Annotated in this window: 26 protein-coding genes; 10 read left to right on the top strand and 16 right to left on the bottom strand. The window is 63.7% G+C overall.

Annotation, left to right across the window (positions count from 1 at the left end; translation table 11 throughout):
• The first annotated feature begins 22 nt into the window (after positions 1–22).
• Complete coding sequence (locus A6B35_RS01710; protein ID WP_006203743.1) at positions 23–181, top strand: DUF3309 family protein; 159 nt, start codon at positions 23–25, stop codon at positions 179–181.
• Between the two features lie 26 nt (positions 182–207).
• On the opposite strand, the gene A6B35_RS01705 is transcribed toward A6B35_RS01710, so the two are convergent.
• Positions 208–1,167 (bottom strand): SDR family oxidoreductase, encoded by a 960-nt coding sequence (locus tag A6B35_RS01705; protein ID WP_006203745.1) that lies wholly within the window; start codon positions 1,165–1,167, stop codon positions 208–210.
• A 95-nt stretch (positions 1,168–1,262) separates the two neighbouring features.
• On the opposite strand from A6B35_RS01705, the gene A6B35_RS01700 reads away from it, so the two are divergent.
• Positions 1,263–2,177, top strand: coding sequence for a LysR family transcriptional regulator (locus A6B35_RS01700; protein WP_006203746.1), 915 nt, complete (start codon positions 1,263–1,265; stop codon positions 2,175–2,177).
• Here A6B35_RS01700 and A6B35_RS01695 read toward each other — a convergent pair.
• Complete coding sequence (locus tag A6B35_RS01695) at positions 2,135–3,316, bottom strand: MFS transporter (protein WP_040583238.1); 1,182 nt, start codon at positions 3,314–3,316, stop codon at positions 2,135–2,137. The genes A6B35_RS01700 and A6B35_RS01695 overlap by 43 nt on opposite strands.
• 366 nt (positions 3,317–3,682) lie before the next feature.
• On the opposite strand from A6B35_RS01695, the gene A6B35_RS01690 reads away from it, so the two are divergent.
• Positions 3,683–4,507, top strand: coding sequence for a dienelactone hydrolase family protein (locus A6B35_RS01690; protein WP_040583240.1), 825 nt, complete (start codon positions 3,683–3,685; stop codon positions 4,505–4,507).
• Between the two features lie 123 nt (positions 4,508–4,630).
• Here A6B35_RS01690 and A6B35_RS01685 read toward each other — a convergent pair whose 3' ends face one another.
• Both A6B35_RS01685 and A6B35_RS01680 read right to left on the bottom strand, forming a co-directional pair.
• Complete coding sequence (locus tag A6B35_RS01685) at positions 4,631–4,939, bottom strand: DUF1244 domain-containing protein (RefSeq protein WP_006203755.1); 309 nt, start codon at positions 4,937–4,939, stop codon at positions 4,631–4,633.
• Between the two features lie 13 nt (positions 4,940–4,952).
• Positions 4,953–5,750, bottom strand: coding sequence for an N-formylglutamate amidohydrolase (locus A6B35_RS01680; protein WP_006203757.1), 798 nt, complete (start codon positions 5,748–5,750; stop codon positions 4,953–4,955).
• A gap of 179 nt (positions 5,751–5,929) precedes the next feature.
• Here A6B35_RS01680 and A6B35_RS01675 point away from each other — a divergent pair, with 179 nt between their 5' ends.
• Together A6B35_RS01675 and pyk are read left to right on the top strand one after the other, a co-directional pair.
• The gene (locus tag A6B35_RS01675) at positions 5,930–6,490 is read left to right on the top strand and encodes a DUF1036 domain-containing protein (RefSeq protein WP_192182114.1); all 561 of its coding nucleotides are present in this window, start codon (positions 5,930–5,932) and stop codon (positions 6,488–6,490) included.
• Positions 6,487–7,923, top strand: a complete 1,437-nt coding sequence (gene pyk / locus A6B35_RS01670; RefSeq protein WP_006203760.1) for a pyruvate kinase — start codon at positions 6,487–6,489, stop codon at positions 7,921–7,923. The genes A6B35_RS01675 and pyk overlap by 4 nt, the downstream gene beginning before the upstream one ends.
• Before the next feature lie 80 nt (positions 7,924–8,003).
• On the opposite strand, the gene A6B35_RS01665 is transcribed toward pyk, so the two are convergent.
• The 3 genes from A6B35_RS01665 to ykgO all read right to left on the bottom strand — a co-directional run bounded on the left by A6B35_RS01665 (position 8,004) and on the right by ykgO (position 9,970).
• Positions 8,004–9,062, bottom strand: a complete 1,059-nt coding sequence (locus A6B35_RS01665; protein ID WP_040583243.1) for an alpha/beta fold hydrolase — start codon at positions 9,060–9,062, stop codon at positions 8,004–8,006.
• Between the two features lie 70 nt (positions 9,063–9,132).
• Entirely contained in the window at positions 9,133–9,729 is a 597-nt protein-coding gene (locus A6B35_RS01660) for a tetratricopeptide repeat protein (protein ID WP_006203762.1), read from the bottom strand.
• Between the two features lie 115 nt (positions 9,730–9,844).
• Positions 9,845–9,970, bottom strand: coding sequence for a type B 50S ribosomal protein L36 (gene ykgO, locus A6B35_RS01655; RefSeq protein WP_006203764.1), 126 nt, complete (start codon positions 9,968–9,970; stop codon positions 9,845–9,847).
• A gap of 253 nt (positions 9,971–10,223) precedes the next feature.
• Here ykgO and A6B35_RS01650 point away from each other — a divergent pair, with 253 nt between their 5' ends.
• Positions 10,224–10,646, top strand: coding sequence for a lysozyme inhibitor LprI family protein (locus A6B35_RS01650; RefSeq protein WP_006203765.1), 423 nt, complete (start codon positions 10,224–10,226; stop codon positions 10,644–10,646).
• Between the two features lie 8 nt (positions 10,647–10,654).
• Here the strand turns inward: A6B35_RS01650 and A6B35_RS01645 are convergent, their stop codons facing one another.
• From A6B35_RS01645 to A6B35_RS01610, 8 genes are all read right to left on the bottom strand, one after another.
• Positions 10,655–11,731: a 5-(carboxyamino)imidazole ribonucleotide synthase gene (locus tag A6B35_RS01645; RefSeq protein ID WP_006203766.1), complete on the bottom strand. Its 1,077-nt coding sequence runs from the start codon at positions 11,729–11,731 to the stop codon at positions 10,655–10,657.
• Positions 11,728–12,225, bottom strand: coding sequence for a 5-(carboxyamino)imidazole ribonucleotide mutase (gene purE / locus A6B35_RS01640; RefSeq protein ID WP_006203767.1), 498 nt, complete (start codon positions 12,223–12,225; stop codon positions 11,728–11,730). The genes A6B35_RS01645 and purE overlap by 4 nt, the downstream gene beginning before the upstream one ends.
• 69 nt (positions 12,226–12,294) lie before the next feature.
• Positions 12,295–13,500, bottom strand: a complete 1,206-nt coding sequence (locus tag A6B35_RS01635; protein WP_006203768.1) for an aminotransferase class V-fold PLP-dependent enzyme — start codon at positions 13,498–13,500, stop codon at positions 12,295–12,297.
• 24 nt (positions 13,501–13,524) lie between these two features.
• Positions 13,525–13,986, bottom strand: coding sequence for a RidA family protein (locus A6B35_RS01630; RefSeq protein WP_006203769.1), 462 nt, complete (start codon positions 13,984–13,986; stop codon positions 13,525–13,527).
• A 35-nt stretch (positions 13,987–14,021) separates the two neighbouring features.
• The gene (locus A6B35_RS01625; protein WP_006203770.1) at positions 14,022–14,810 is read right to left on the bottom strand and encodes an amino acid ABC transporter ATP-binding protein; all 789 of its coding nucleotides are present in this window, start codon (positions 14,808–14,810) and stop codon (positions 14,022–14,024) included.
• A gap of 5 nt (positions 14,811–14,815) precedes the next feature.
• On the bottom strand, positions 14,816–15,466 hold the full coding sequence (locus A6B35_RS01620) for an amino acid ABC transporter permease (protein WP_006203773.1): 651 nt from the start codon (positions 15,464–15,466) through the stop codon (positions 14,816–14,818).
• Position 15,467: 1 nt separating this feature from the next.
• Positions 15,468–16,133, bottom strand: a complete 666-nt coding sequence (locus tag A6B35_RS01615; RefSeq protein ID WP_006203774.1) for an amino acid ABC transporter permease — start codon at positions 16,131–16,133, stop codon at positions 15,468–15,470.
• Positions 16,134–16,217: 84 nt separating this feature from the next.
• Complete coding sequence (locus tag A6B35_RS01610; RefSeq protein WP_040583245.1) at positions 16,218–17,099, bottom strand: transporter substrate-binding protein; 882 nt, start codon at positions 17,097–17,099, stop codon at positions 16,218–16,220.
• Between the two features lie 119 nt (positions 17,100–17,218).
• On the opposite strand from A6B35_RS01610, the gene A6B35_RS01605 reads away from it, so the two are divergent.
• Complete coding sequence (locus A6B35_RS01605) at positions 17,219–18,022, top strand: IclR family transcriptional regulator (protein ID WP_040583241.1); 804 nt, start codon at positions 17,219–17,221, stop codon at positions 18,020–18,022.
• 30 nt (positions 18,023–18,052) lie between these two features.
• Here A6B35_RS01605 and A6B35_RS01600 read toward each other — a convergent pair whose 3' ends face one another.
• The gene (locus A6B35_RS01600; protein ID WP_006203777.1) at positions 18,053–18,256 is read right to left on the bottom strand and encodes a YdcH family protein; all 204 of its coding nucleotides are present in this window, start codon (positions 18,254–18,256) and stop codon (positions 18,053–18,055) included.
• A gap of 242 nt (positions 18,257–18,498) precedes the next feature.
• Here A6B35_RS01600 and A6B35_RS01595 point away from each other — a divergent pair, with 242 nt between their 5' ends.
• From A6B35_RS01595 to A6B35_RS01585, 3 genes are all read left to right on the top strand, one after another.
• A complete protein-coding gene (locus A6B35_RS01595; RefSeq protein WP_006203778.1) occupies positions 18,499–18,678 on the top strand; it encodes a YdcH family protein in 180 nt (59 codons plus the stop codon).
• A gap of 256 nt (positions 18,679–18,934) precedes the next feature.
• Positions 18,935–20,188 carry a flavodoxin-dependent (E)-4-hydroxy-3-methylbut-2-enyl-diphosphate synthase gene (gene ispG / locus A6B35_RS01590; RefSeq protein ID WP_006203780.1) on the top strand — a complete coding sequence of 418 codons (1,254 nt, stop codon included), beginning with the start codon at positions 18,935–18,937 and terminating at the stop codon, positions 20,186–20,188.
• A gap of 5 nt (positions 20,189–20,193) precedes the next feature.
• Entirely contained in the window at positions 20,194–21,048 is an 855-nt protein-coding gene (locus A6B35_RS01585; protein ID WP_006203783.1) for a lytic transglycosylase domain-containing protein, read from the top strand.
• Positions 21,049–21,061: the final 13 nt, after the last annotated feature.

The following is a 21,061-nucleotide window of genomic DNA, read 5'->3' as shown; positions in this document are numbered from 1 at the left end:
CCTTCAAGGCGGGAGACTATTCATGACGATCAGCACCCTTCTCATCATCATTCTGATCCTCATTTTGATCGGCGCGGTGCCGGCATGGCCGCATTCGCGCGCCTGGGGCTATGGCCCGTCGGGCATCGTCGGCGTTCTTCTGGTGGTTCTGCTGATCCTGCTGCTGATGGGCAGGATCTGAGCCGAAGCGACCACTGGCGGGCGTGGTCAGGCCGCCTTGCGGTTCTCCCCGACGGTCGCAATTCCGATGTCGTTGAGGGCATCTGCAACGGCCGTCTTCAGCGGCGTATGCGGGATCGGACCAATGATGCCTTCCAGCCTTGCCGAGGCCAGCCTGTGCGGTTCGAAGCGCAGGTAGGACATCGAGACGATCTCGCGCCACATCGCCACGAACGGGCTGCCGGCGCGCAGCACCCACCATGGCATCGACGTCAGCCTGAGCGTACGCCCGAGTGCTTTCTCGGCCGCCGCCTTGATCTCCAGATCGGTGACGGCATGTCCCGGAAAGTTCAGTGCCTCGTAGGACCCGAGCTTGTCGAGGTTCCGCGCCAGGCCGACGAAGGCCTTGGCCATATCCGGCAAATAGGCCCATTCATGCACGAGATCGACCGGCCCAGGTGCTGTATAGATGCCCTTGTTCATCTTGGCGGCGACGATCAGATCGAACCAGGAGCCGCTGCCGGTGCCGCCGAAGAAATCGCCGCCCCTGAGCAGGATGGTGCGTACACGCCCAGTGTCCGCCTCACGGCGAAAAAGTTCCTCCATGGCGATGCGGATGCGGCCCTTTTCGGTCGTCGGGTGGAACGGTGTGTCTTCCCAAATCACCGCCGGGATGGGCGAGCCGAAATTGTAGACATTGCCCGGAGCAAGGTGCAGGGCGCCATTTGCCCGGCAGGCGGCCATGACGTTTTCGGCCATCGGCAGGCACTTGCCCCAGTCGGTGTAGATCGGGTTCAGGCCATTGAAGATGATGTCGACGCCTTCGGTGGCGCGGATCAGCGCGTCGCGGTCGAGGGCATCGCCGGCGACAGCCGTGGCGCCCTTGAGCTCCGCCGGCACCTTGCCGCTGCGGGTGACGGTGCGGACGTCGTAGCCGGCGTCGATGAAGGCGCTGGCGACCACGCGGCCGAGCCGGCCATTGGCGCCGAGGATTGCGATCTTGGTCATTTTTCGTCTCCGTGTTTGCGTTGAGGACCCAAATGTGGAGCCTTTGCAAACGAATGGAAATTGACTGAGATCGGCGATCTGATATTCAATTTTGAATGACTGACATCGACTGGAACCTGATCAAGAGTTTCGTCACTGTGGCTGAAACCGGCAGCCTGTCCGCCGCCGCGCGGAAGCTGGCGGCGAGCCAACCGACGCTTGGTCGCCATATCGCGGAACTCGAGCAGGCGCTTGGGGTGACGCTGTTCCGGCGTGGGCGGCGCGGCTACGCACTGACCGAGGCCGGCAGCACGCTCTACGAGCGTGGTCGGGCCGTCAGCGAACAGGCGAGCGCCTTTTCGCTGCTGGCGCTGGGATCAGTCGAGGCGATTGAGGGCACGGTGCGCATCGCTGCCAGCGAAGTGGTGGCGGCCTGTGTGCTGCCGCAGATGACGGCGCGGCTCGGTGTCGAGGAACCCGGCATCGAGGTCGAGATCGTCGCTTCGAACCAGGTCGAGAACCTGTTGCGCCGCGATGCCGATATCGCCATCCGCATGGTCAAGCCGGCGCAGAACGAACTGGTGGCGCGCAAGGTCGCCGATATTCCGCTCTGCCTCTGCGCGGCACCATCCTATCTCGACCGGCGGGGCCGGCCGCTCGAGCCCGGCGATCTTGTCGGGCATGACCTGATTGGCTTCGACCGCAGCGACGAGATCATTCGCGGTTTTACCCAGTTCGGCATCTCGCTCACGCGCAATGCCTTTCGCTTCAGGACCGACAACCAGATCGTGCTGTGGGAGGCGGTGCGGGCGGGAAACGGCATTGGCTTTGGCCAGGGGCCGTTGATCGACCGCGATCCAATGATGGAGAAGATACTGCCGGAGCTGACGCTGCCGGTGCTGCCGGTATGGCTGGCCATGCACCGCGATGTGCGCAGCAGCGTACGCATCCGCCGCGTCGCGGATTTCCTCTACGAGGAACTGAAGCGTTATTCGGCCGGTGCCGGCTCCGGCGCGAATTCGGCACGGTGAGCAAGCCCCGCCATCAAAAGCACGATGACAAGCAATCCCGACAGCGCGACGAAAATCGGTCCGAAGCTCGAATGCTCGGCGACGAAGCCGATCGCCGACGGGGCCACCAGAATGCCTGAGTAACCCATCGTGGTGACGACACTCATGCCGGTGCCGGACGACATGCCTTCCTGGTTGCCGCCGGCCGAGAAGATGATCGGCACCATGTTGGCGATGCCGAAGCCGCAAAAGGCAAAGGCCGCGATGGCGAGCCAGGGCGAGGGCGACAGGCCGGCGACCAGCATGCCGGCGGCGGCGACAAGCGCTGAGCCGCGCAGCGTCGCCACCGCGCCGAAGCGGTTGCGCACGCCGTCGCCAAGGAAGCGCATGACGGCCATGACTCCGGAAAAGGCGGCATAGGCGAGGCCGGCGATGGCAAGGTCGGCGCCAAGTTCCTGTTGCAGGTAGAGCGCCGCCCAGTCGAGCACTGCGCCCTCGGAAATCATGGTCAGCAGGGCCATCAGTCCGACCAGATAGACCAGCGGATTTCCGGGCAACGAGAACTTCTGGTGCTCGGCCACCGCGGGCTTGTCCTCAGCGATGAGGTAGCCGATAGCCAGCGCGATCACGGCGAAGGCCAGCACCGTCACCACTGTCGCATGGGCAAGATGGCCGTAGTTCTGGATGGCGAAGCCGCCGAGCGCACCGCCGGCGAAACCGCCGAGGCTCCAGAAACCGTGCGAGGACGACATGATGGCGCGGGACAGCCTTCTTTCCACGGCCACCGCATTGGCGTTCATGGCGACATCCATGCCGCCGATCGAACCGCCGAAGATGAACATGGCGATGGACGCCAGCGGCACGTTGGGCGCCAGCGCCACGACCAGCAGGCCGAGACTGCCGCACAGGCCGAACCAGCGCAGCACGCTGCGCGAACCATGCCTGGAGATGAGATGGCCGCACCAGGTCATGGCGGTCACCGCGCCGGCGCCGAAGAGCAGGATCAGCAGGCCGAGCGTGAACTTCGAGATGTCGAGCCGGGTCAGGAACACCGGAATCTGCGGCGCCCAACTGCCGGTCAGGAAGCCATTGGCGAGGAAGATGCCGGCCACAGCCCACCGCCCGCGAATGGCAGCCTGCATGAGGCTTTGCGCGTCCATAGTCGAGAATCCGGTACAAAAATGGCTTTGAGCGGGAAATTAGATCGATTCAATTTTCAGTCAAGCGTCGGGGACCGAAAGTGTTTGGGCCAAGCCGCGCCATGAGCGCCGTCATGGACCTCCCGTCGCCTGGCGCGCCGGCGAGCCATGCAGCATGCGTTGTAAGCAAAGCTGAAACCCAGTCGGATCTGCTTGAAAGCCGCGCGGTCCCTCAAGGAGATCACAACAGGATCACAATCACGCGACATGGGAGTGCAAGTTGTGGACTAAAATAACGAAACCGCTCATCCTCTGGAGAAGAGACAGTCGTGCTCCTGCGGAATAATTGCGGAGAAAACCTTTGAGGCTGTTAAAAAGGTTGTTTGTGTGGCTAGCCTTTGTATTGGCAGCTATCTTTATGTCGTACATGCAGATGCTGGCCAGCCGGTGCAATTTGAAAGCGCGGCTGTGAAGCCAACGCCGTTTCAGGTCCGCATTGCGCAACAAAACGGGCATGTGGTCCAAGCCATTCCCGGCACGCCATTGAACGGGTATCTGACGCGGCCGCCGGGTGAGGGGAAGTTCCCGGCTGTCGTGGTCCTCCACGGATGTTCGGGTCTATTCCCAGGTGGAGAGAAAACCTGGTCCGAGCGGCTGTCTTCCTGGGGTTACGTCGTCCTCGTTGTCGATAGCTTCAGCACGCGCGGCATAAAGGAGACCTGTGATGGCCTCCACTTTGTTGATCGCGTCTATGACGCCTACGGCGCCTTGGAGTTCCTATCGAAATACAGTTTTGTCGACCCGCAGCGCATAGCGTTGATGGGGTTCTCCGCTGGCGGGATCACAACGCTCGAGGCCGTGCAACTTGGTGGCGCCGAGCGGCTTATGGAGGGCAAGTTCAAGGCAGCGATTGCCTACTATCCGAATTGTTCGGCCGCGAATGGCGACATGGCGGTCCCGACCTTGATCCTGATAGGCGAACTTGACGATTGGACCCCCGCCAAGAAATGCCAGGAGATGATGGCGCATCGCAGCGGCAAGGGAAGCCCCGTGCAGCTTGACGTCTTCAAGGGCGCTCGTCACGCATTTGTCTCCCCAGGATTCAAGACCGGCACCGAGCACTATGGTCACCGGGAAGAGTACAATGCGGCTGCGGCCGATCAATCGATAAGCGACGTTCGTGTCTTTCTACGAGGAGTTTTTGTGAACTAAGTCAGTGCGTCGTTCGCTGACCTCGATCGGTACAACGTTTCATGGAAACGCAGAACTGCTCTATCTCTTTGTTTTCACGCAATTCCGGACGGAAAACCGCTGCGCGCTTTTCCTGGAATTGCTCTAGTGATCCCTGGGACGTCTTGCCTCGAATTCCGCCTTCTTGGCGTCGGAAGCCTCGGTCTGGTTGAGCGCCTGCCATTCGGCATAGGGCATGCCGTAGATGATCTCGCGCGACTGGTCTTTCGACAGGGCAACGCCCTCGGTTTCGGCGGCGTCGCGATACCAGTTGGACAGGCAGTTGCGGCAGAAGCCGGCGAGGTTCATCAGGTCGATGTTCTGCACGTCGCTGCGTTCGCGCAGATGCGCCACCAGCCGGCGGAAGGCGGCGGCCTCGAAATCGCGTCTTTGTTCGTCGCTGAGTTCGGTCATTGTCGGCTCTCCGTCACAGCGGCCCGGTGCGCGAGCCGAACATTCTCACCCGATGTATATCGGGACGGCGGTCGATCACGTCAACGATCGGGGCCAGCCGTTCGGCCCATTGCATTGCGCCCTTGCTGTCGGCGATCAGATCTTGGCGGATCTCGATCAGCGCATGGGCAAAGCCGTTGACGATGGCGTGCCTGAACATTGTGTCGCCGCGCAACGCGCCGTCATAGGGTTCGTTGTCGCCGACGACGAGGCTCTTGTCGGCCGCCAGCATGTCGATCAGCGGCCGCGCCACCCGGTCGTCAAGATCCCACAATATGCCGACATGCCATGGGCGCTCGATGCCCTGCATGGCCGGCGTGAAGGAGTGCACGGAGAAGATGAAGGGCGCTTTCGCGGACGCCTGCGCCACCGAGGCGATCATGGCGCCTACGGCATCGTGATAGGGCCGGTAGAAACTGTCGAGCCGTCTCTCCCGCTCTTCCGCCGCCATGGGGTAATTTCCCGGCACGATGGTGCCGTCATAGAGCTGGCGGATCAGCGTCGGGTCGTCCTCGCCGCGATTGGGGTCGATCAAGAGCCGCGAGAAATTGGCCAACACCGCCGGCACGCCGAGCATTGCCGCCAGCTCGCGCGTCACGGCCTCGACGCCGATATCGTAGGCGATGTGGCGCTCGAACTCCTTAGCCGGCAGGCCGAGGCTGCCATACTCTTCCGGCAGTTCGCGGCGGGCGTGATCGCCAAGAAGCACGATGCCTCGCTTGCGGTCGCCTTCGACGATATCGAACGGCGCGAAAACTGTGGATCGGGTCATTGTCTGAAAATGGTCTGGTCGCTGGCTTCCGGGGAGGGTGGTATCGTCATTCCACGAAGAGGGCGCAGGCGCAATGCCGTTGTTTGGCCACGGTTTCTGCGAAAAATCCGACACAAGGCGACAGATCGTCCGCGGGGGCTTTCTAAATCGATTGGAATTGGACAGAACGGCGCGTTGACATGCGCCCGGAGTTTTCCGAAAAGGGGCGTCGAGAGATGCAGATGTGGTTCTTGAGGGGTTTCAGGATGGGTTTCGCCGGCAGGCCGCGCATGCGCCGTGCCTTTGCCTTGCCGGTCCTGATCGTCACCGTCGGCCTCACCGCCATGGTTGCGGCCTCGCCCGCCCGCGCCGACTTCCGCGTTTGCAACGCCACGCAGAACCTGGTCGGCGTCGGCATCGGCTACCGCGCCAAGGCCGGCTGGATCACCGAGGGCTGGTGGCATATCGAAGGGTCGAGCTGCAAGACGCTGATCGAAGGGCCGCTGTCATCAAGGTTTTACTATCTTTATGCAGAAGACGCCGAGCGCGGCGGGCGTTGGGATGGCCCGATCAACATGTGCGTGGCCGAAAAAGAGTTCAAGATCGCCGGCGTAACCGATTGCGTCGCCCGGGGCTTCCAGCGCGCCGGATTTCAGGAATATGACACGGGCGAGCAGGCAAGCTGGATGGTCCAGCTGACCGACGAGCCCGCAACGGGAGGCGCTCCGGCGACCCCCGCCCCGGGAACAAACAGTCAATGAGACGCAACCGCAAGGTCAAGATCCTCGCCACCATCGGTCCGGCTTCCTCCTCCGAGGAGATGCTGAAGAAGCTGTTCGAAGCCGGTGCCGATGTCTTCCGCATCAATATGAGCCATACCGACCACGATTTGATGCGCACGCTGGTCGGCCGCATCCGCACTGTCGAGGAAGCCGTCGGTCGTCCCATCGGCATCCTCGCCGATCTGCAGGGGCCGAAGCTGCGCGTCGGCAAGTTCGCCAATGGCAAGGAGGTGCTGGCCGTCGGCCAGACCTTCACGCTCGACGACAATCCGGAGCCCGGCACGTCGAGCAGGGTCTATCTGCCACATCCCGAAATCCTGAGCTCGGTCGAGGCCGGTCACCGTTTGCTGATCGACGACGGCAAGCTGGAGCTGAGGGCGGTGAAGAGTGACGGCAAGTCGATCGTCTGCACGGTCGTTGCCGGCACCACCATTTCCGACAAGAAGGGTGTCAGCCTGCCCGACACCGACCTGCCGGTCGGCGCCTTGACCGAGAAGGACCGCAAGGATCTCGACGCGGTGCTGGGTGCCGGCGTCGACTGGGTGGCGCTATCCTTCGTGCAGCGGCCGGAGGATCTCGCCGAAGCGCGCAAGATCGCGCGCGGCCGGGCGCTGATCTTGGCCAAGATCGAAAAACCGCAGGCCGTCGCCCGGCTGTCGGAGATTATCGAGCTCTCCGACGCCCTGATGGTCGCCCGCGGTGATCTCGGCGTCGAGATGCCGCTCGAAGCCGTGCCCGGCATCCAGAAGCAGATCACGCGCGCGGCGCGCCGCGCCGGCAAGCCGGTGGTCGTCGCCACGCAGATGCTGGAATCGATGATCACCGCACCGGTGCCGACCCGCGCCGAGGTCTCGGATGTGTCGATCGCGGTGTTCGAAGGCGCCGACGCCATTATGCTTTCCGCCGAATCGGCGGCCGGCGCCTATCCGGTCGAGGCTGTGGCGATGATGGACAGGATCGCCACCAAGGTCGAAACCGACCCGACCTATGCCGGCATCATCAATGCGCAGCGTTCTGAACCGGAAGCGACGGGTGCGGACGCCATTTCGCTCGCCGCCCGCGAGATCGCCGAGACGCTGAAACTGTCGGCGATCGTCACCTATACGGCCTCCGGCACCACCGGCCTGCGCGCTGCGCGCGAACGCCCGCAAGTGCCGATCGTAGCACTCTCGCCGATCCTCAATACGGCGCGGCGGCTGTCGCTGCTGTGGGGCACGCATTGCGTCGTCTCGCCCGATGCGGTCGACCTCGACGACATGGTCGATCGCGCCTGCCGCATCGCCATCGACGAAGGGTTCGCCAAGCCGGGCGACCGCGTCATCATCACCGCCGGCGTGCCGCTCAGGACGCCGGGCTCGACCAATATGCTTCGTATCGCCTATGTCGGGTCGGAGACGCAGCCGAGCCGCTAAGGCTGGGCTGTCCGATTGCGAAATCTTTGTTCGAGCATGATCTTTTCCGAAAACCGGTTTCCACTTTTCGGGATCATGCTCTAGGTCGGCGCGAGTTCGGCTTCCGGCACCTTTAGATCGGGACATTTGGCGCCTTGCGTGTCGCCGGCGATGCGTGCTTCCACGGTCCTTGCCATTGCCTGCAGGTCCAGATCCTTGCCGGCGATCTTGCCGATCGCGCCGATGACGAGATCGGGGGCGATCCAATCGGGCTTGTGGCCGAGATTGCGCACCCAGACCAGTTCGGCGCCGGGAATGTCGCGCGCCAGGCCAACCGAATGGACCGTCGCGTAGACGATCTTGTCGCGGTCGCCCGAGATGATCACGGTCGGCGCCTTGATGTGGTGGTAGCGCGGCGCGGCGTCGAGCACATAGTCGTAGAGACCCGCCACGTCGACAGCATTGGCGCGGAAGGCGGCGGGCCTCAGCACCAGGGGGATCGAGGCCGCGGCGACATAGCCGTCCGGCACCTTGTTGGGGGAAAAGACGCACGTGGTGGCGGCGTCCATCTGCAGCGTTCCCGCCGGATAGGCCAGCGTTTCGGAAAACAGCCGGCCGACGACCGGAACCGTCGTCAGTTTGTAGTACCAGGCGGTCGCGCCGCCCGGCCAGGGATGGCTGACGGGCGAAAGGAAGACCAGGCCAAGCGTCCTGTCGGCATGCTCGCGCCCGAAGGCCGCGGTGACCACGCCGCCGAAGGAATGGCCGACGACGATCGCCTTTTTGATGCCGAGGCGATCCATCAGCGCCGCAATCGTGTTGGCCTGCGCCGACGGGGTCTCGTTGTTGCCGCGTCCTGACCAGCCGAAGCCGGGACGGTCGAGGAACAGCATCTCGGCGCGGCCTTCGAGCAGGGGCCTCAGCGGCAGCATCTGATCCGCAAGATTGGCGCTGGCGCCGTGAATGAAGACGATCGGCGGCAGGTCGGCATCGGCCGGCGCCGGCACGTGGACATAGTGGATGCGCGCGCCGCCGATATCGGCGAAGTCGCCGGCCGGTGGATTGCGCCGCTCGATCAGCCATGCACCGGCGCGGGTGACGCCGGCAAAGGCGAAGACCAGCGCCAGGAGGAAAGCAAACGCGGCGTAGATGAGGTTCATGAGCAGGAAGTACGGAGCGGAGCGGAAATAGTTCAGGGGCGCAGCGGTTTTTGTGCTGCAAGCCTGCGCATCAAATGCCTTCGCCGGCAAGCTCTTCCGACAGCGTACCGACCTGGTCCTGGGCGCTGCGCATCATCGGATAGATGGCAAGCACCTTCTGCCAGGCTTCAAGCGCCGACTGCTTGTGGCCGGTCTCGGCCATGATCTGCGCCAGCCCCGAAAGCGCGCCGAAATGGCGGGGCTCGAGTTGCAGCGTGCGGTCGATGTCGGACATCGACTTGCCGTAGTTCTTCATCATGAAATGCACCGTCGCGCGCCGGTTCCAGCCTTCGGCATAGGCCGGCTGCAAGGTCACCACCTGGTCGAGGAAATCGAGCGCGACGTCGTATTTCTGGTTTTCCATGGCCTTCTGCGACCATTGCATCATCAGGTCGATCGAGGCGCTGCCGGACTGGAACCATTCGCTCCAGATGCGCCCGGCAATGCGCTCGGCGGCCTTTTCATTGCGTTCGCGCCTCAGGTCGACGAACAGCTGGTCGAGGCGTGCCTGTTTGGTCGCGGCAACCGGAGGCGCGACAGGATCGTCCGCCCAGGCCGGTGAGATGGCGGCCGGCAAGGCGATGCCGGAAAGCAGCAGGGCCGGGATCAATGCAAAAAGAATCCGCATCGCCGGAATCTAGCCCCGGACGGCGGATCGTCAAAGTGATTTTAGCGTGAAAGGGCCGGCAGGCCGGCAATTAACATCATGCAGGCGCGGCAACATGAGCCGCGCGTGCAAAAACTCAGCCCTGGCGCGCCTTGTAACGCGGGGCGGTCTTGTTGATGATGTAGATGCGTCCCTTGCGACGAACCAGTTGGTTGTCGCGATGACGCGCCTTCAGCGCCTTGAGCGAATTCTTGATCTTCATGGTCTTGCCCGTCGGTCTGGGCCCGGTCCGGGCCGAATTTTTAAGGCGCGCCCGAAGACGCGCCTTTCAACTTGTGCGTGGCTCATAAACGAGGAGCCTTGCCTATGTCAACCGCAAGTCAGCCACAACAGCGCTTCCGATATGCGGCAAGTGACCTTGCCCATCAAATATTCGCCATCCGCACCGAGCGGCATTGCGCGATACGGGTCCGGCTGGAATGGTGCCGTCGCCGCGAAGCAAATCGGAGAACACCATGCGCCGCCTTCTTTTGTCCGCCTGTCTCGTGGTCCTTGCGGCCGGGTCAGCCGCGCAAGCACAAGAATGCGACCGCAGCGACGACAGCCAGTCGATGATGACCATCTGCGCCGGCGCCGATTACCAGGCGGCCGACGCGAAGCTCAACGCGGCCTACCAGGACCTTGTCGGCCGCAACGACGACAAGTCCAACAAGCTGCTGCAGACCGCCCAGCGCGCCTGGATCACTTTCCGCGACGCGGAATGCGCGTACACGACCGCGGACAGCGAGGGTGGCTCCATCCATCCGATGGAGGTTTCGCAATGCCTGACGGAATTGACCAATGAGCGGATCAAGCAGCTCACCTCCGGTGCCAACTGCCAGGAAGGCGACGTGAGTTGCGACAGTCCGAACGAGGACGAGGGCGACGATCCCCAATAGACAAAACGTCAGGCGCGGCGGCTGACGCGCGTGAAATGGCCCATCTTGCGGCCGGGCCGCGCCTCGGCTTTGCCGTAGAGATGCAGCATCAGGTCGGGCTCGGCGAGCAGGGCCGGAACGCGCAGGATGTCGTCGCCGATCAGGTTTTCCATGACGCAGTCGGAATGGCGGGCAGGCGATCCCAGCGGCAGGCCGGCGACGGCGCGGATATGCTGCTCGAACTGTGAGGCGGTTGCTGCGGCTTCGGTCCAATGGCCGGAATTGTGGACGCGCGGCGCCATCTCGTTGGCCAGCAGCGAACCATCGGCAAGGACGAAGAACTCGACGCCGATGATGCCGACATAATCGAGCGCCGTGAGAATCTTTGCGGCCGCAGCCTGCGCCACGGCCGCGGTTTCAGGCCTTATCGCGGCCGGCAAGGTCGAGGTGTGAAGGATGCCGTTGCGATGCACATTCTCGGCCGGATCGTAGGCGGCAAGGCCACCGCCCAGCCCACGCGCCGCGATCACCGAGATTTCACGCTCGAAAGCGACGAAGGATTCGAGGATCAGCGGCACATTGCCCATCGCCTCGCAGGTGCCGGCAAAGCCGCCGGTTTCCATGTTGCGGAAAACGCGCTGGCCCTTGCCGTCATAGCCCATTCGCCGCGTCTTCAGGATGCCGCTGCCGTTAAATTTCTTCAGCGCCGCCGTCAGCTCCCCGTCATTGTCGACGGGACAATAATCCGCCGTGGGAATACCGATGCCGTTGAGGAAATTCTTTTCCGCCAAACGGTCCTGCGACACTTCCAGCGCCCGCGCGGGCGGATAGACAGGCACCTTGGCGGCCAGTGCCGTGGCTGAAACGACCGGGACGTTCTCGAATTCATAGGTGACGACGGCGCTGGCCGCCGCCAGTTCGGCGAGTGCGGCGGCATCGTCATAGGCGGCCGTGATCTGCCGATTGGCGACTTGGGCCGCCGGGCAATCGGCCTGCGGCTCGAGCACCACCGTGCGGTAGCCGAGGCGTGCCGCGGCCATCGCCAGCATGCGGCCGAGTTGGCCGCCGCCGATGATGCCGATGGTCGATCCCGCCGGCAGGCTCACGGCGCGTCCGTGGGTTCGGCGGCGACCTTGGCGGTCTGGGCGGCGCGCCAGGCATCCAGCCGGTCGGCGAGTTCTTCGTCGTGCAATGCCAGCACGGCGGCGGCAAGAAGTGCCGCGTTGGCCGCACCGGCCTTGCCGATGGCCAAAGTGCCGACGGGAATGCCCGCCGGCATCTGCACGATGGACAGCAGCGAGTCCTGGCCGGACAGCGCCTTCGATTCCACCGGCACGCCGAATACGGGCAGCGGCGTCATCGCCGCGGTCATGCCGGGCAGGTGCGCGGCACCCCCTGCGCCGGCGATGATCACCTTGTAGCCTGCCGCCTTGGCGCCCTTGGCGAAGTCATAAAGCCGGTCCGGCGTGCGGTGGGCCGAGATTATCAGGCGCTTGTGCGCAACGCCCAGCGCCTCCAAGGTCTCGGCGGCATGGCGCATCGTCGCCCAGTCGGATTGGCTGCCCATGATGATGGCGACGTCGGCGCGGTGATCGTTCAAGCGCTTGCTCCCGGCGGCAAAGGCGCGCCTTAGCGGAATTCGCCAAGGGTCGCAAGGATCGGGAAGCATCTAATCCGGCCACCGCAAGGCGCCGGAGGACTCCTTGCGGGGTTGCCTCATGGCATCCGCGGGGCGCTCAGCCGCGCTCAACACGGCGCGCAGCCGTTCGGCGACGATTTCCGCCTCGCCGGGATGCAGATTGCACGGATCGAGGAAGAAATGGCCGCGCTCGACTTCGTGGTTGCGCACGATGATCGGCGGCGAGCCGGCGGCAAGCGCCGAGGCGAGGCCGGCGGCGGTGAAGCGGCTCTCGGGCGCAACAAAGATCTGCAGGCGGTCGAGTGGATTGGCGGTCGGGTCGGGGATGATGCGCGCGGTGATGCCGGGCAGGCCCTGCAGCGCGTCCTGCCACAGGTTGAGCGCTGCTTCCTCGCGCCGGCGAATGCCGGCATGATCGCGCCGCTCCCAGGCCTCGAGTGCCGCCATGGTGCCGGCGATGCTTTCCTTGCCGACCTTCATCGCTCTGGCGACGCCACGGTTCTGCAGATAGGCGGTGCGCACCAGGTCCTTGCGTCCCGTCACGATGCCGCTGGTCGGTCCCGAGAGGAATTTGTGGCCGCTGTAGACGACGATGTCGGCGCCGCGCGCAAGGAAGCTGCGCAGGTCGTATTCGGAAGCCGCGTCGACGATCACCGGGACGCCCTTGGCGTGGCAGATCTCGCAGAATTCCTCCAGCGACAGCATGCCGTACTGCACGGTGTGGTGCGCAACGACGTAGAGCCCGGCGGCCGTACGGTCGTTGATCGCCTCGCGCACATGATAGTCCTGGGTGACGCTGACCGTGCCGGCGGGCACGACCTTGGCGCCGGCCACCCGGACCGACTGGTCGATCGGCGCGCCGTAATTGACGATGTGGCCAAGCTGGATGACGACCTCGGACTTCAGGCCTTCGGTGTCGTCCGGAAGGCGCTCGATCGCCAAAAGGTTGGTTCCGGTCATCGCGCCGGCGATCGCCATGGTGATGCCGCTGGCGCAGCAGGCGGTGATGAAGCCGGCCTCGCCGCCGGTCAGGCGCGCGATCACCGTGCTAGCGGCGCGCTGCAGATCGTCCATCTCGACCCATTGCGAGGCGATTTCCGCCATTGCCGCGATCGCTTCCGGAACGATGATCGAGGCGCCGAGCGTCGTCATGGTGCCGGAGACATTGATGATCGGGCGCAGGCCGAGCCGGTCGCGGATTGGCAGGTTGGAGCGGTCAGCGGAATAGGTGTTCATCTCGGCAGATCCATTTCTAACAAATCAGGTGGCGATCTCGACGACCGCCTCGATTTCGACGGTGATGTTGCCCGGCAACGAGCCGACGCCGATCGCCGAGCGGGCATGCCCGCCGATCCTATCAAAGACCTCGGCGAAAAGATCGGAGCAGCCATTGACCACCTTTGGATGGTCGCTGAAGGTCGGGATGGCGTTGACGAAGCCGAGCAGCTTGACGACGCGCACGATGCGGCCGAGGTCGCCCGCCGCCGCATGCATGACGGCAAGCAGGTTGAGGCCGGTGAGGCGGGCATGCTGGTAGGCTTCCTCGACGGTCACGTCTTCGCCCACCTTGCCGGTGCACAGCGTGCCGTCGGCGCGCAGCGGCCCCTGTCCCGAGAGGAAGATCAGCCGGCCGCTCTCGGCATGGGTGACGAAGTTGGCGATCGGCGTCGGTGGCTCGGGCAGGATCAGGCCCAGCTCGGCGAGCCGGATGTAAGGCGTCATCAAATGCTCCTTGCGGCAGCTTTCGCTGTCCGGTGTCAGAAATGCGAGGCGCGGAACCGCGCCAGAAAGCTGCGCAGGCGTTCGTTTGACGCTTCCGCCGCCAGGATTTCGGCCGGCGGGCCAACAGCGCTGACGCCGCCATCGGCCATGAAGACGATGCGGCTCGAGGCATCGCGCGCAAAGGCCATTTCATGGGTGACCATCAGCATCGTCATGCCGTCCTCGGCCAGGCTGCGCACGACGGCCAGCACCTCACCGACCAGTTCGGGATCGAGTGCGGAGGTTATCTCGTCGAGAAGCAGGATCTTCGGCTCCATGGCGACCGCGCGGGCTATGCCGACGCGCTGCTGCTGGCCGCCGGAAAGCTCGGCCGGCAGGCTGTCGGCCTTGTGGGCGAGGCCGACCCGGCCGAGCCAGTGCTCGGCGATCTGGCGCGCCTCGGCCTCGCTCTTTCCGCGCACTTTGCGCAGGCCGAGCATGATGTTGCCGGCCGCGGTCAGATGCGGGAACAGGTTGAAGCTCTGGAAGACCATTCCGGTCTCGGCGCGCATCGCCGCCAGATCGCGCTCGCTGCGGTGCTGGCGTGTCCCGGCATCGCGATAGCCGACCTCCTTGCCGTCGATGCGGATCGAGCCGCTGTCGTAGCTTTCGAGGAAGTTGACGCAGCGCAGCAGCGTGGTCTTGCCGCTGCCCGACGGCCCGATGATGGTCACCACCTCGCCGCGCTTCACCTCGAGGCTGACGGCACGCAGCACCTCGACAGTGCCGAAGGCCTTGGAAACATCACGCACATCGAGCAGCGCGGCATTGGAGGCATCGGACATTCTTGCTATTCCCGAATGAAGGCGAAGCGCTGTTCCAGACGCCGGCTGGCGAGCGAAAGCGCGTAGTTGACCGCGAAGTAGACCAGCGCGCCGAGGATATAGAGCGGCATGGCCTCGTAGGTGCGGCCGATGACCTGGTTGATGGCCTGCATCAGGTCGGTGATGCCGAGCAGCGAGACCAGCGCGCTGCCCTTGACCGCATCGGTGACGCCGTTGATCCAGGGCGGCAGGAAGCGCCTGAAGGCCTGCGGAAAGATGACGTAGGCCAGCCGCTGGCGGAAGGTCAGCCCGATCGCCATCGCCGCTTCGGACTGGCCCCTGGGAATGGAGCCGACGGCGCCGCGCAGATATTCCACGACCTGCGCCGTCTTGAACAAGGTCAGCGCCAGCACCGCCGCCCAGAAGGACTGCAGGTGAATCCCGACGGCCGGCAGGCCGTAATAGACGAAGAAGATCAGCACCAGGATCGGGATGCCGCGGATGGTGTCGCTGAAGATGCGCACTGCCCAGCGCACCGGCGCCGGACCGTAGACGAGGCCAACGCCCAGCACGACACCGGCCACGAGCGACAGGACCACGACCAGCAGCGACACCCACAGCGTCACGGCGAAGCCTTCGGCGAGGAACGGCAAGGCGTAGATGATCTGGCCCAGCATGTCAGCGCGCCGCCCTGAACCGACGCTCGACGAGCCTGAGCGCGAAAAGCAGCACATAGCCGGTCAGCAGATACATTGCCGTGGTCACCAGATAGACCTCGACGATGCGGAAGGTGTTGAAATTGATCCACTGGGCGCCGTAGGTGAGCTCGGGCACCGAGATGACCGAGGCGACGGAGGTGTCCTTGAACAGCGACAGGAAGGTGTTCGAAAGCGCCGGCAGCGTGATGCGCAGCATCGTCGGCAGGCGTACATGGATGAGCCGCTGCCAGGGCGTCAGGCCGATCGCCTTGCCGGCATCCAGCTGTCCGCGCGGCACGGCTTCGAGGCCTGAGCGAAACACCTCGACCAGATAGGCGCCGCTGTAGAGCGACAGCGTGGCGACGAACGAGGTCGGTGCGCTGTAGGCGATATCGACCACGGTCGGCAGGCCGTAGAAGACGAGGTAGACGAGCAGGATCAGCGGCACGTTGCGAATGAATTCGACATAGGCGGCGATGATCGACCGCACGACGCGCCCGGCCGAAACATACCAGACCGCCAGCACGAGCCCGATGACGATGCCGATGGCGATCGAGATGACGGCGAGCTCAAGACTGAGCAGCAGCCCGCCCCAGAGCTTGTCGAAATGCCGCCAGATCAGGTTGAAGTTGAGCGTATAGCCCATGCGTCCGCCTCAATAGCCAGCGTGGCATCACGCTGTCGAGGAGAAGGAGGCGGAAGGGCGTGCTTGCCCCTCCGCCGGCTTTTGTCAGATAACCGGGAAACCGGGATGCCGCGCCGGCGGCTCCAGCCCGAAATAGTCCTTGAATGCGGCGTCGTAGAGCGCCGTTTCATGACCGAACATCGCCGTCGCGAAGGCTGTGTTGACGAAGGCCAGCCAGTCGGGATCGCCTTGCCGCAGTGCTGCGCCGTAAAGCATCGAGAACCAGCTCTTGCCGGCATCGAAATATTTGTCGGGATTGCGCGAGGCCAGCCAGCGGACCGTCGAGAGATCGACGGCGGCCGCATCGACACGCTTCGATTCCAGCGCCTGCAGTACGTTGGCCTGGGTGTCGATCTGCATCACCTGTGACTGCGGCAGGACGAGATGGACATTCTGCTCGGCATCGACGTTCTGCAGGATGGAAATGCGTGTTGCCGAACCGCCGGCGAGCAGCTTGTCGAATGTCTTGTTCTCGGCTGACGGAAGCGTCAGCAGCGCGACGCCTTCGACGTAGTAGGGCCTGGAGAAGTTGATCAGCTGCGAGCGCTGGGCGGTCATGGTCATGAACTGGATGGTGATGTCGACCTTGTTGGTGGTGACATTCGGAATGCGCTGCGCCGGGTCCTGCATGACGAACTCGATCTTGGTCGGGTCGTCGAATAGCCCCTTGGCCAGGATGTGGCCCATGGTGATGTCCATGCCGACGAGTTCGCCGGCATCGTTTTCGAAATGCCAGGGCGCGTTGGTGCTTCCGGTGCCGACGATCAGCTTGCCGCGCTCGAGAACGGTGCGCAGCAGGCTGTCGGGTGCGGCTTGTGCCGCCGCCTTCTGGACATCGACCGAGGCGGCTGCGCCGATTACTCCGGCCGTGGCGAGCCCGGCCATTCCCAATTTCAGAAAATCACGTCTCTTGGATGTATCGTTCATGGCGACCTCCTTTTCGTGGTTGTGTTCCCCTTTCAGATACATGTGTCTTTTGACAATTTGTCTCTTACAAAAGACGTCTGTACCTTGTACAAGACAGATACTAACATCAGGAATCAGTAATGCAAGACGGTATTGGCGTTACAGATAGGCCGGACATCAGCCCGACCGAGGACAAGACCCCGGGCTCTCGCGAGAAGGGCCTCAACCGGGTGCTCGAGATATTTGAGTTCCTGCATACGACGCAGCGTGCGATCGGCATTGGCGACCTCGCCAAGGGCGTCAACGCGCCCCGATCGACGACCTATACGCTGGTACGTTCGCTGGTGGATGCGGGCCTGCTGGAAATGGCCGGCGACGGCAACCGGGTCTATTTCGGCAAGAAGCTCTATCTCTACGGAATGGATTATGTGCGCGGCAACGACCTGCTCCGGCGTGGCCGCCAGGAGGTCGACGACCTGTCGCGCCAGACCGGCGAGACCTCCGAATTGTGCATGCTGCAAAGCGGCCGCTACACGATCGTCCATTCCAGTCCGGGCACCAGGCCGTTCCGAATCAGCTCGGCCACCGGTCTGCAGATCCCATTGCCCTGGACGGCTTCCGGACGGCTGCTGCTGGCCGGTCTCGAAAGAGCTGATATCGAGGACATGGTCTCCGAAGACGACCTCGTGCTGCCGGACGGACGCAGGCTCAAGCTCGACGATTTCATCGCCGACATCGCGACGGCCAGATCGACCGGCTACTGCGTGACTTCGGGCCTGGTCGACGCCTACACGAAATGCCTGGCCGCACCCGTGTTCTCGGCTCCGGGCAAGGTCGAGGCGACGATGTGCCTGGTGGTTCCGATCGACACGTCGAGGGAAAAGACCGACGAACTGCTTGTCCTGCTGCGCCAGCGCGCGGCGCGGCTGTCCATCGCGGCGTGAGGCGTTTGAGCCGCGAGGCTCGGACGCTGCTCAGGCAATGATGTCGGGAATGATGCGGTCTTCCAGCGCCATCAGCCGATCCTTGAGGAAGAGCTTCTTCTTCTTCATGCGCTGGATCTGCAGCGGGTCGCAGCCCATGGCGATCATAGCGTTGATGGCGGCGTCGAAATCGGCGTGTTCCTGCTTCAGGCGGGAATATTCGAGGCGGATCTCAGCCTGTTCCTGTTCGGACATAATCTACCGTCTGCACGTAAGCGGCGCCCAAAGGATGGGCCTGATTGGGCGGGGCCGGCGGGATTTTGCCACCGGTGCGCAGGCCTTATCACATTTCACATTGTCGTGGAATGCTACCACAGGGCATTCGACATCGACGGCGGATGGTGGCAGAGTGTCATCGCGCTGTCACAGATGCGAACTGGCGGTGGACGCATTTTGGCGGCTGCAATCGAGGAAAACCATGAAAGGGAGAACCAATCATGTCTCTTGCATCCCATCTTGATGAGTTGCAGCGGAAACACGGCGACATCGAGCGCGAAATCACCGACGCGATGAACCATCCTTCGGTCGACGACCTCGAGATCGTGAATCTCAAGCGGCGCAAGCTGGCAATCAAGGACGAGATTGAAAAGCTGAAGGCAAAACCGACGACGCACTGACGCTCCACTAGCAAACAGCGCGCGCCCCCTTCGGTGCGCAATCAACGTTCCGGTGGCAGTCATGCCGCCGGGGTTGGTGGTTTGTTCTGAAATCCAACATCCCGCTGTTGTCGTCACCGGCGAAGCCGGAATGCGACTCTCGTGAACGCCAGGCTTTCCTGGCCTCCCGGCGATTTGCCGCGACTGCTTGCCATTGACAAGCCATCTTTGCTCCTCCACCTCATGCCTGGACCTTCTAGCTAAGAGGCGGCCGGCCATGACCGGGTATTTTTCCTCTCCTTTCCCGCGCCGCACGTCGGTCGGCGTCGACGTCGGCGGCGTCGTCGTCGGCGGCGCTGCGCCTGTCGTCGTGCAGTCGATGACCAATACCGACACGGCCGATATCGACCAGACCGTGGCGCAAGTTGCAGCGCTGCATCGTGCCGGCTCCGAGATCGTGCGCATCACCGTCGACCGCGACGAGAGCGCCGCCGCCGTGCCGGCCATCCGCGACCGGCTCCAACGGCTCGGCATCAACGTGCCGCTGGTCGGCGATTTCCACTATATCGGCCACAAGCTCCTGGCCGATCATCCGGCTTGCGCCGAGGCGCTGGCCAAATACCGCATCAACCCGGGCAATGTCGGCTTCAAGGACAAGAAGGACCGCCAGTTCGCGGCGATCGTCGAGATGGCGATCAAATACGACAAGCCGGTGCGTATCGGCGTCAACTGGGGTTCGCTCGACCAGGAGCTGCTGACCCGGCTGATGGACGAAAACCAGGCGCAAGGCTTTCCGCTCACCGCCCAGGAAGTCACCCGTGAAGCGATCGTGCAGTCGGCGATCCTGTCGGCCGAGATGGCCGAGGAGATCGGCCTTGGCCGTGACAAGATCATCCTGTCGGCCAAGGTCAGCGGCGTGCAGGACCTGATCGCCGTCTACACCGAACTCGCCACCCGCTCCAACCACGCGCTGCATCTCGGCCTGACCGAGGCCGGCATGGGCTCGAAAGGCATTGTCGCCTCGTCCGCAGCGATGGGCATCCTGCTGCAGCAAGGCATCGGCGACACGATCCGCATCTCGCTGACGCCGGAGCCGAATGGCGACCGCACCCGCGAAGTGCAGGTGTCGCAGGAATTGCTGCAGACCATGGGCTTCCGCCAGTTCGTGCCGATCGTCGCCGCCTGCCCAGGCTGCGGCCGCACGACGTCGACCGTGTTCCAGGAACTGGCGCAGAACATCCAGGCCGACCTCAGGAAGAACATGCCTGTCTGGCGCGAGAAATATCCCGGCGTCGAGAACCTCAAGGTCGCGGTGATGGGCTGCATCGTCAACGGCCCCGGCGAATCCAAGCATGCCGATATCGGCATATCCCTGCCAGGCACCGGCGAGACGCCGACGGCGCCGGTGTTCGTCGACGGCAAGAAGGCGGCGACGCTGCGCGGCCCTTCGATCGCAGCGGATTTCGAGAAGATGGTCGCCGACTATATCGAGCAGCGGTTTGGGCAACACGGCAAGGCTGCAGCGGAGTAGGTCTGATGCGGCGTTTCCTCAGGGCGACGCTGGTCCTGCTTTGCGGATTGGGCTGGACGACGGCTGTCGAGGCCGATCCGCCGCAATCCGCCGCCAAGAGATTGATCAACCGGGTCTGCGACCTGATCGAGGCGCATGCCGACCAGAATGCCCTGCCCAAGGACTTTTTCGCCCGCCTGATCTGGAAGGAAAGCCGCTTCGATCCGAATGCGGTGAGCCCGGTCGGGGCGGAAGGCATCGCCCAGTTCATGCCGGGGACCGCCAAGATGCGAGGGTTGGCGAACTCCTTCGACATCGAGCAGGCGATCCCGGCTTCCGCCAAATATCTCGCCGAAATGAAGGTCGGCTTCGGCAATCTCGGCCTGGCGGCGGCTGCCTACAATGCCGGCGAGAGCCGCGTGTCGCGCTGGCTGAGTTCCGGCGGCTTCCTGCCGATGGAGACCGAGAGCTACGTCTTCGACATCATGGGTGAACCCGCCGACAAGTTCACCGACACCACCTATGCCGGCACCATCCAGCCGCTCGACAAGAAGATGAGCTTCGCCGTCGCTTGCCGCAAACTGCCGGTGATCATGTCGAGAACCGTGGCGATGGCCTCGATCAACGTCAAGCCATGGGGCGTTCAGGTGGCTGGAAATTTCCGCCGGGGTGCTGCGATCAATCAATGGCTGCGGGTGAGGGGCCGGTTTCCGGCCCTGCTCTCCGGCCATGACCCGGTCGTCAGCCGGGTGCGCACGCCGATCGGGCGGCGCGGCATCTATGCGGTCCGCATCGGTGTCGACAATCGCGCCGCCGCCAACGTCATTTGCCAGAAACTGCAAAGCGTCGGCGGCGCCTGTATCGTGGTGCGGAACCGGTAGGTCGTGGATCGCA

This window comes from Mesorhizobium amorphae CCNWGS0123 (assembly GCF_001686985.1).
Classification (GTDB): domain Bacteria; phylum Pseudomonadota; class Alphaproteobacteria; order Rhizobiales; family Rhizobiaceae; genus Mesorhizobium; species Mesorhizobium amorphae.
The sequence above is the reverse complement of the archived record's forward strand: the minus strand, read 5'-3'. Positions and strand labels throughout refer to the sequence as shown.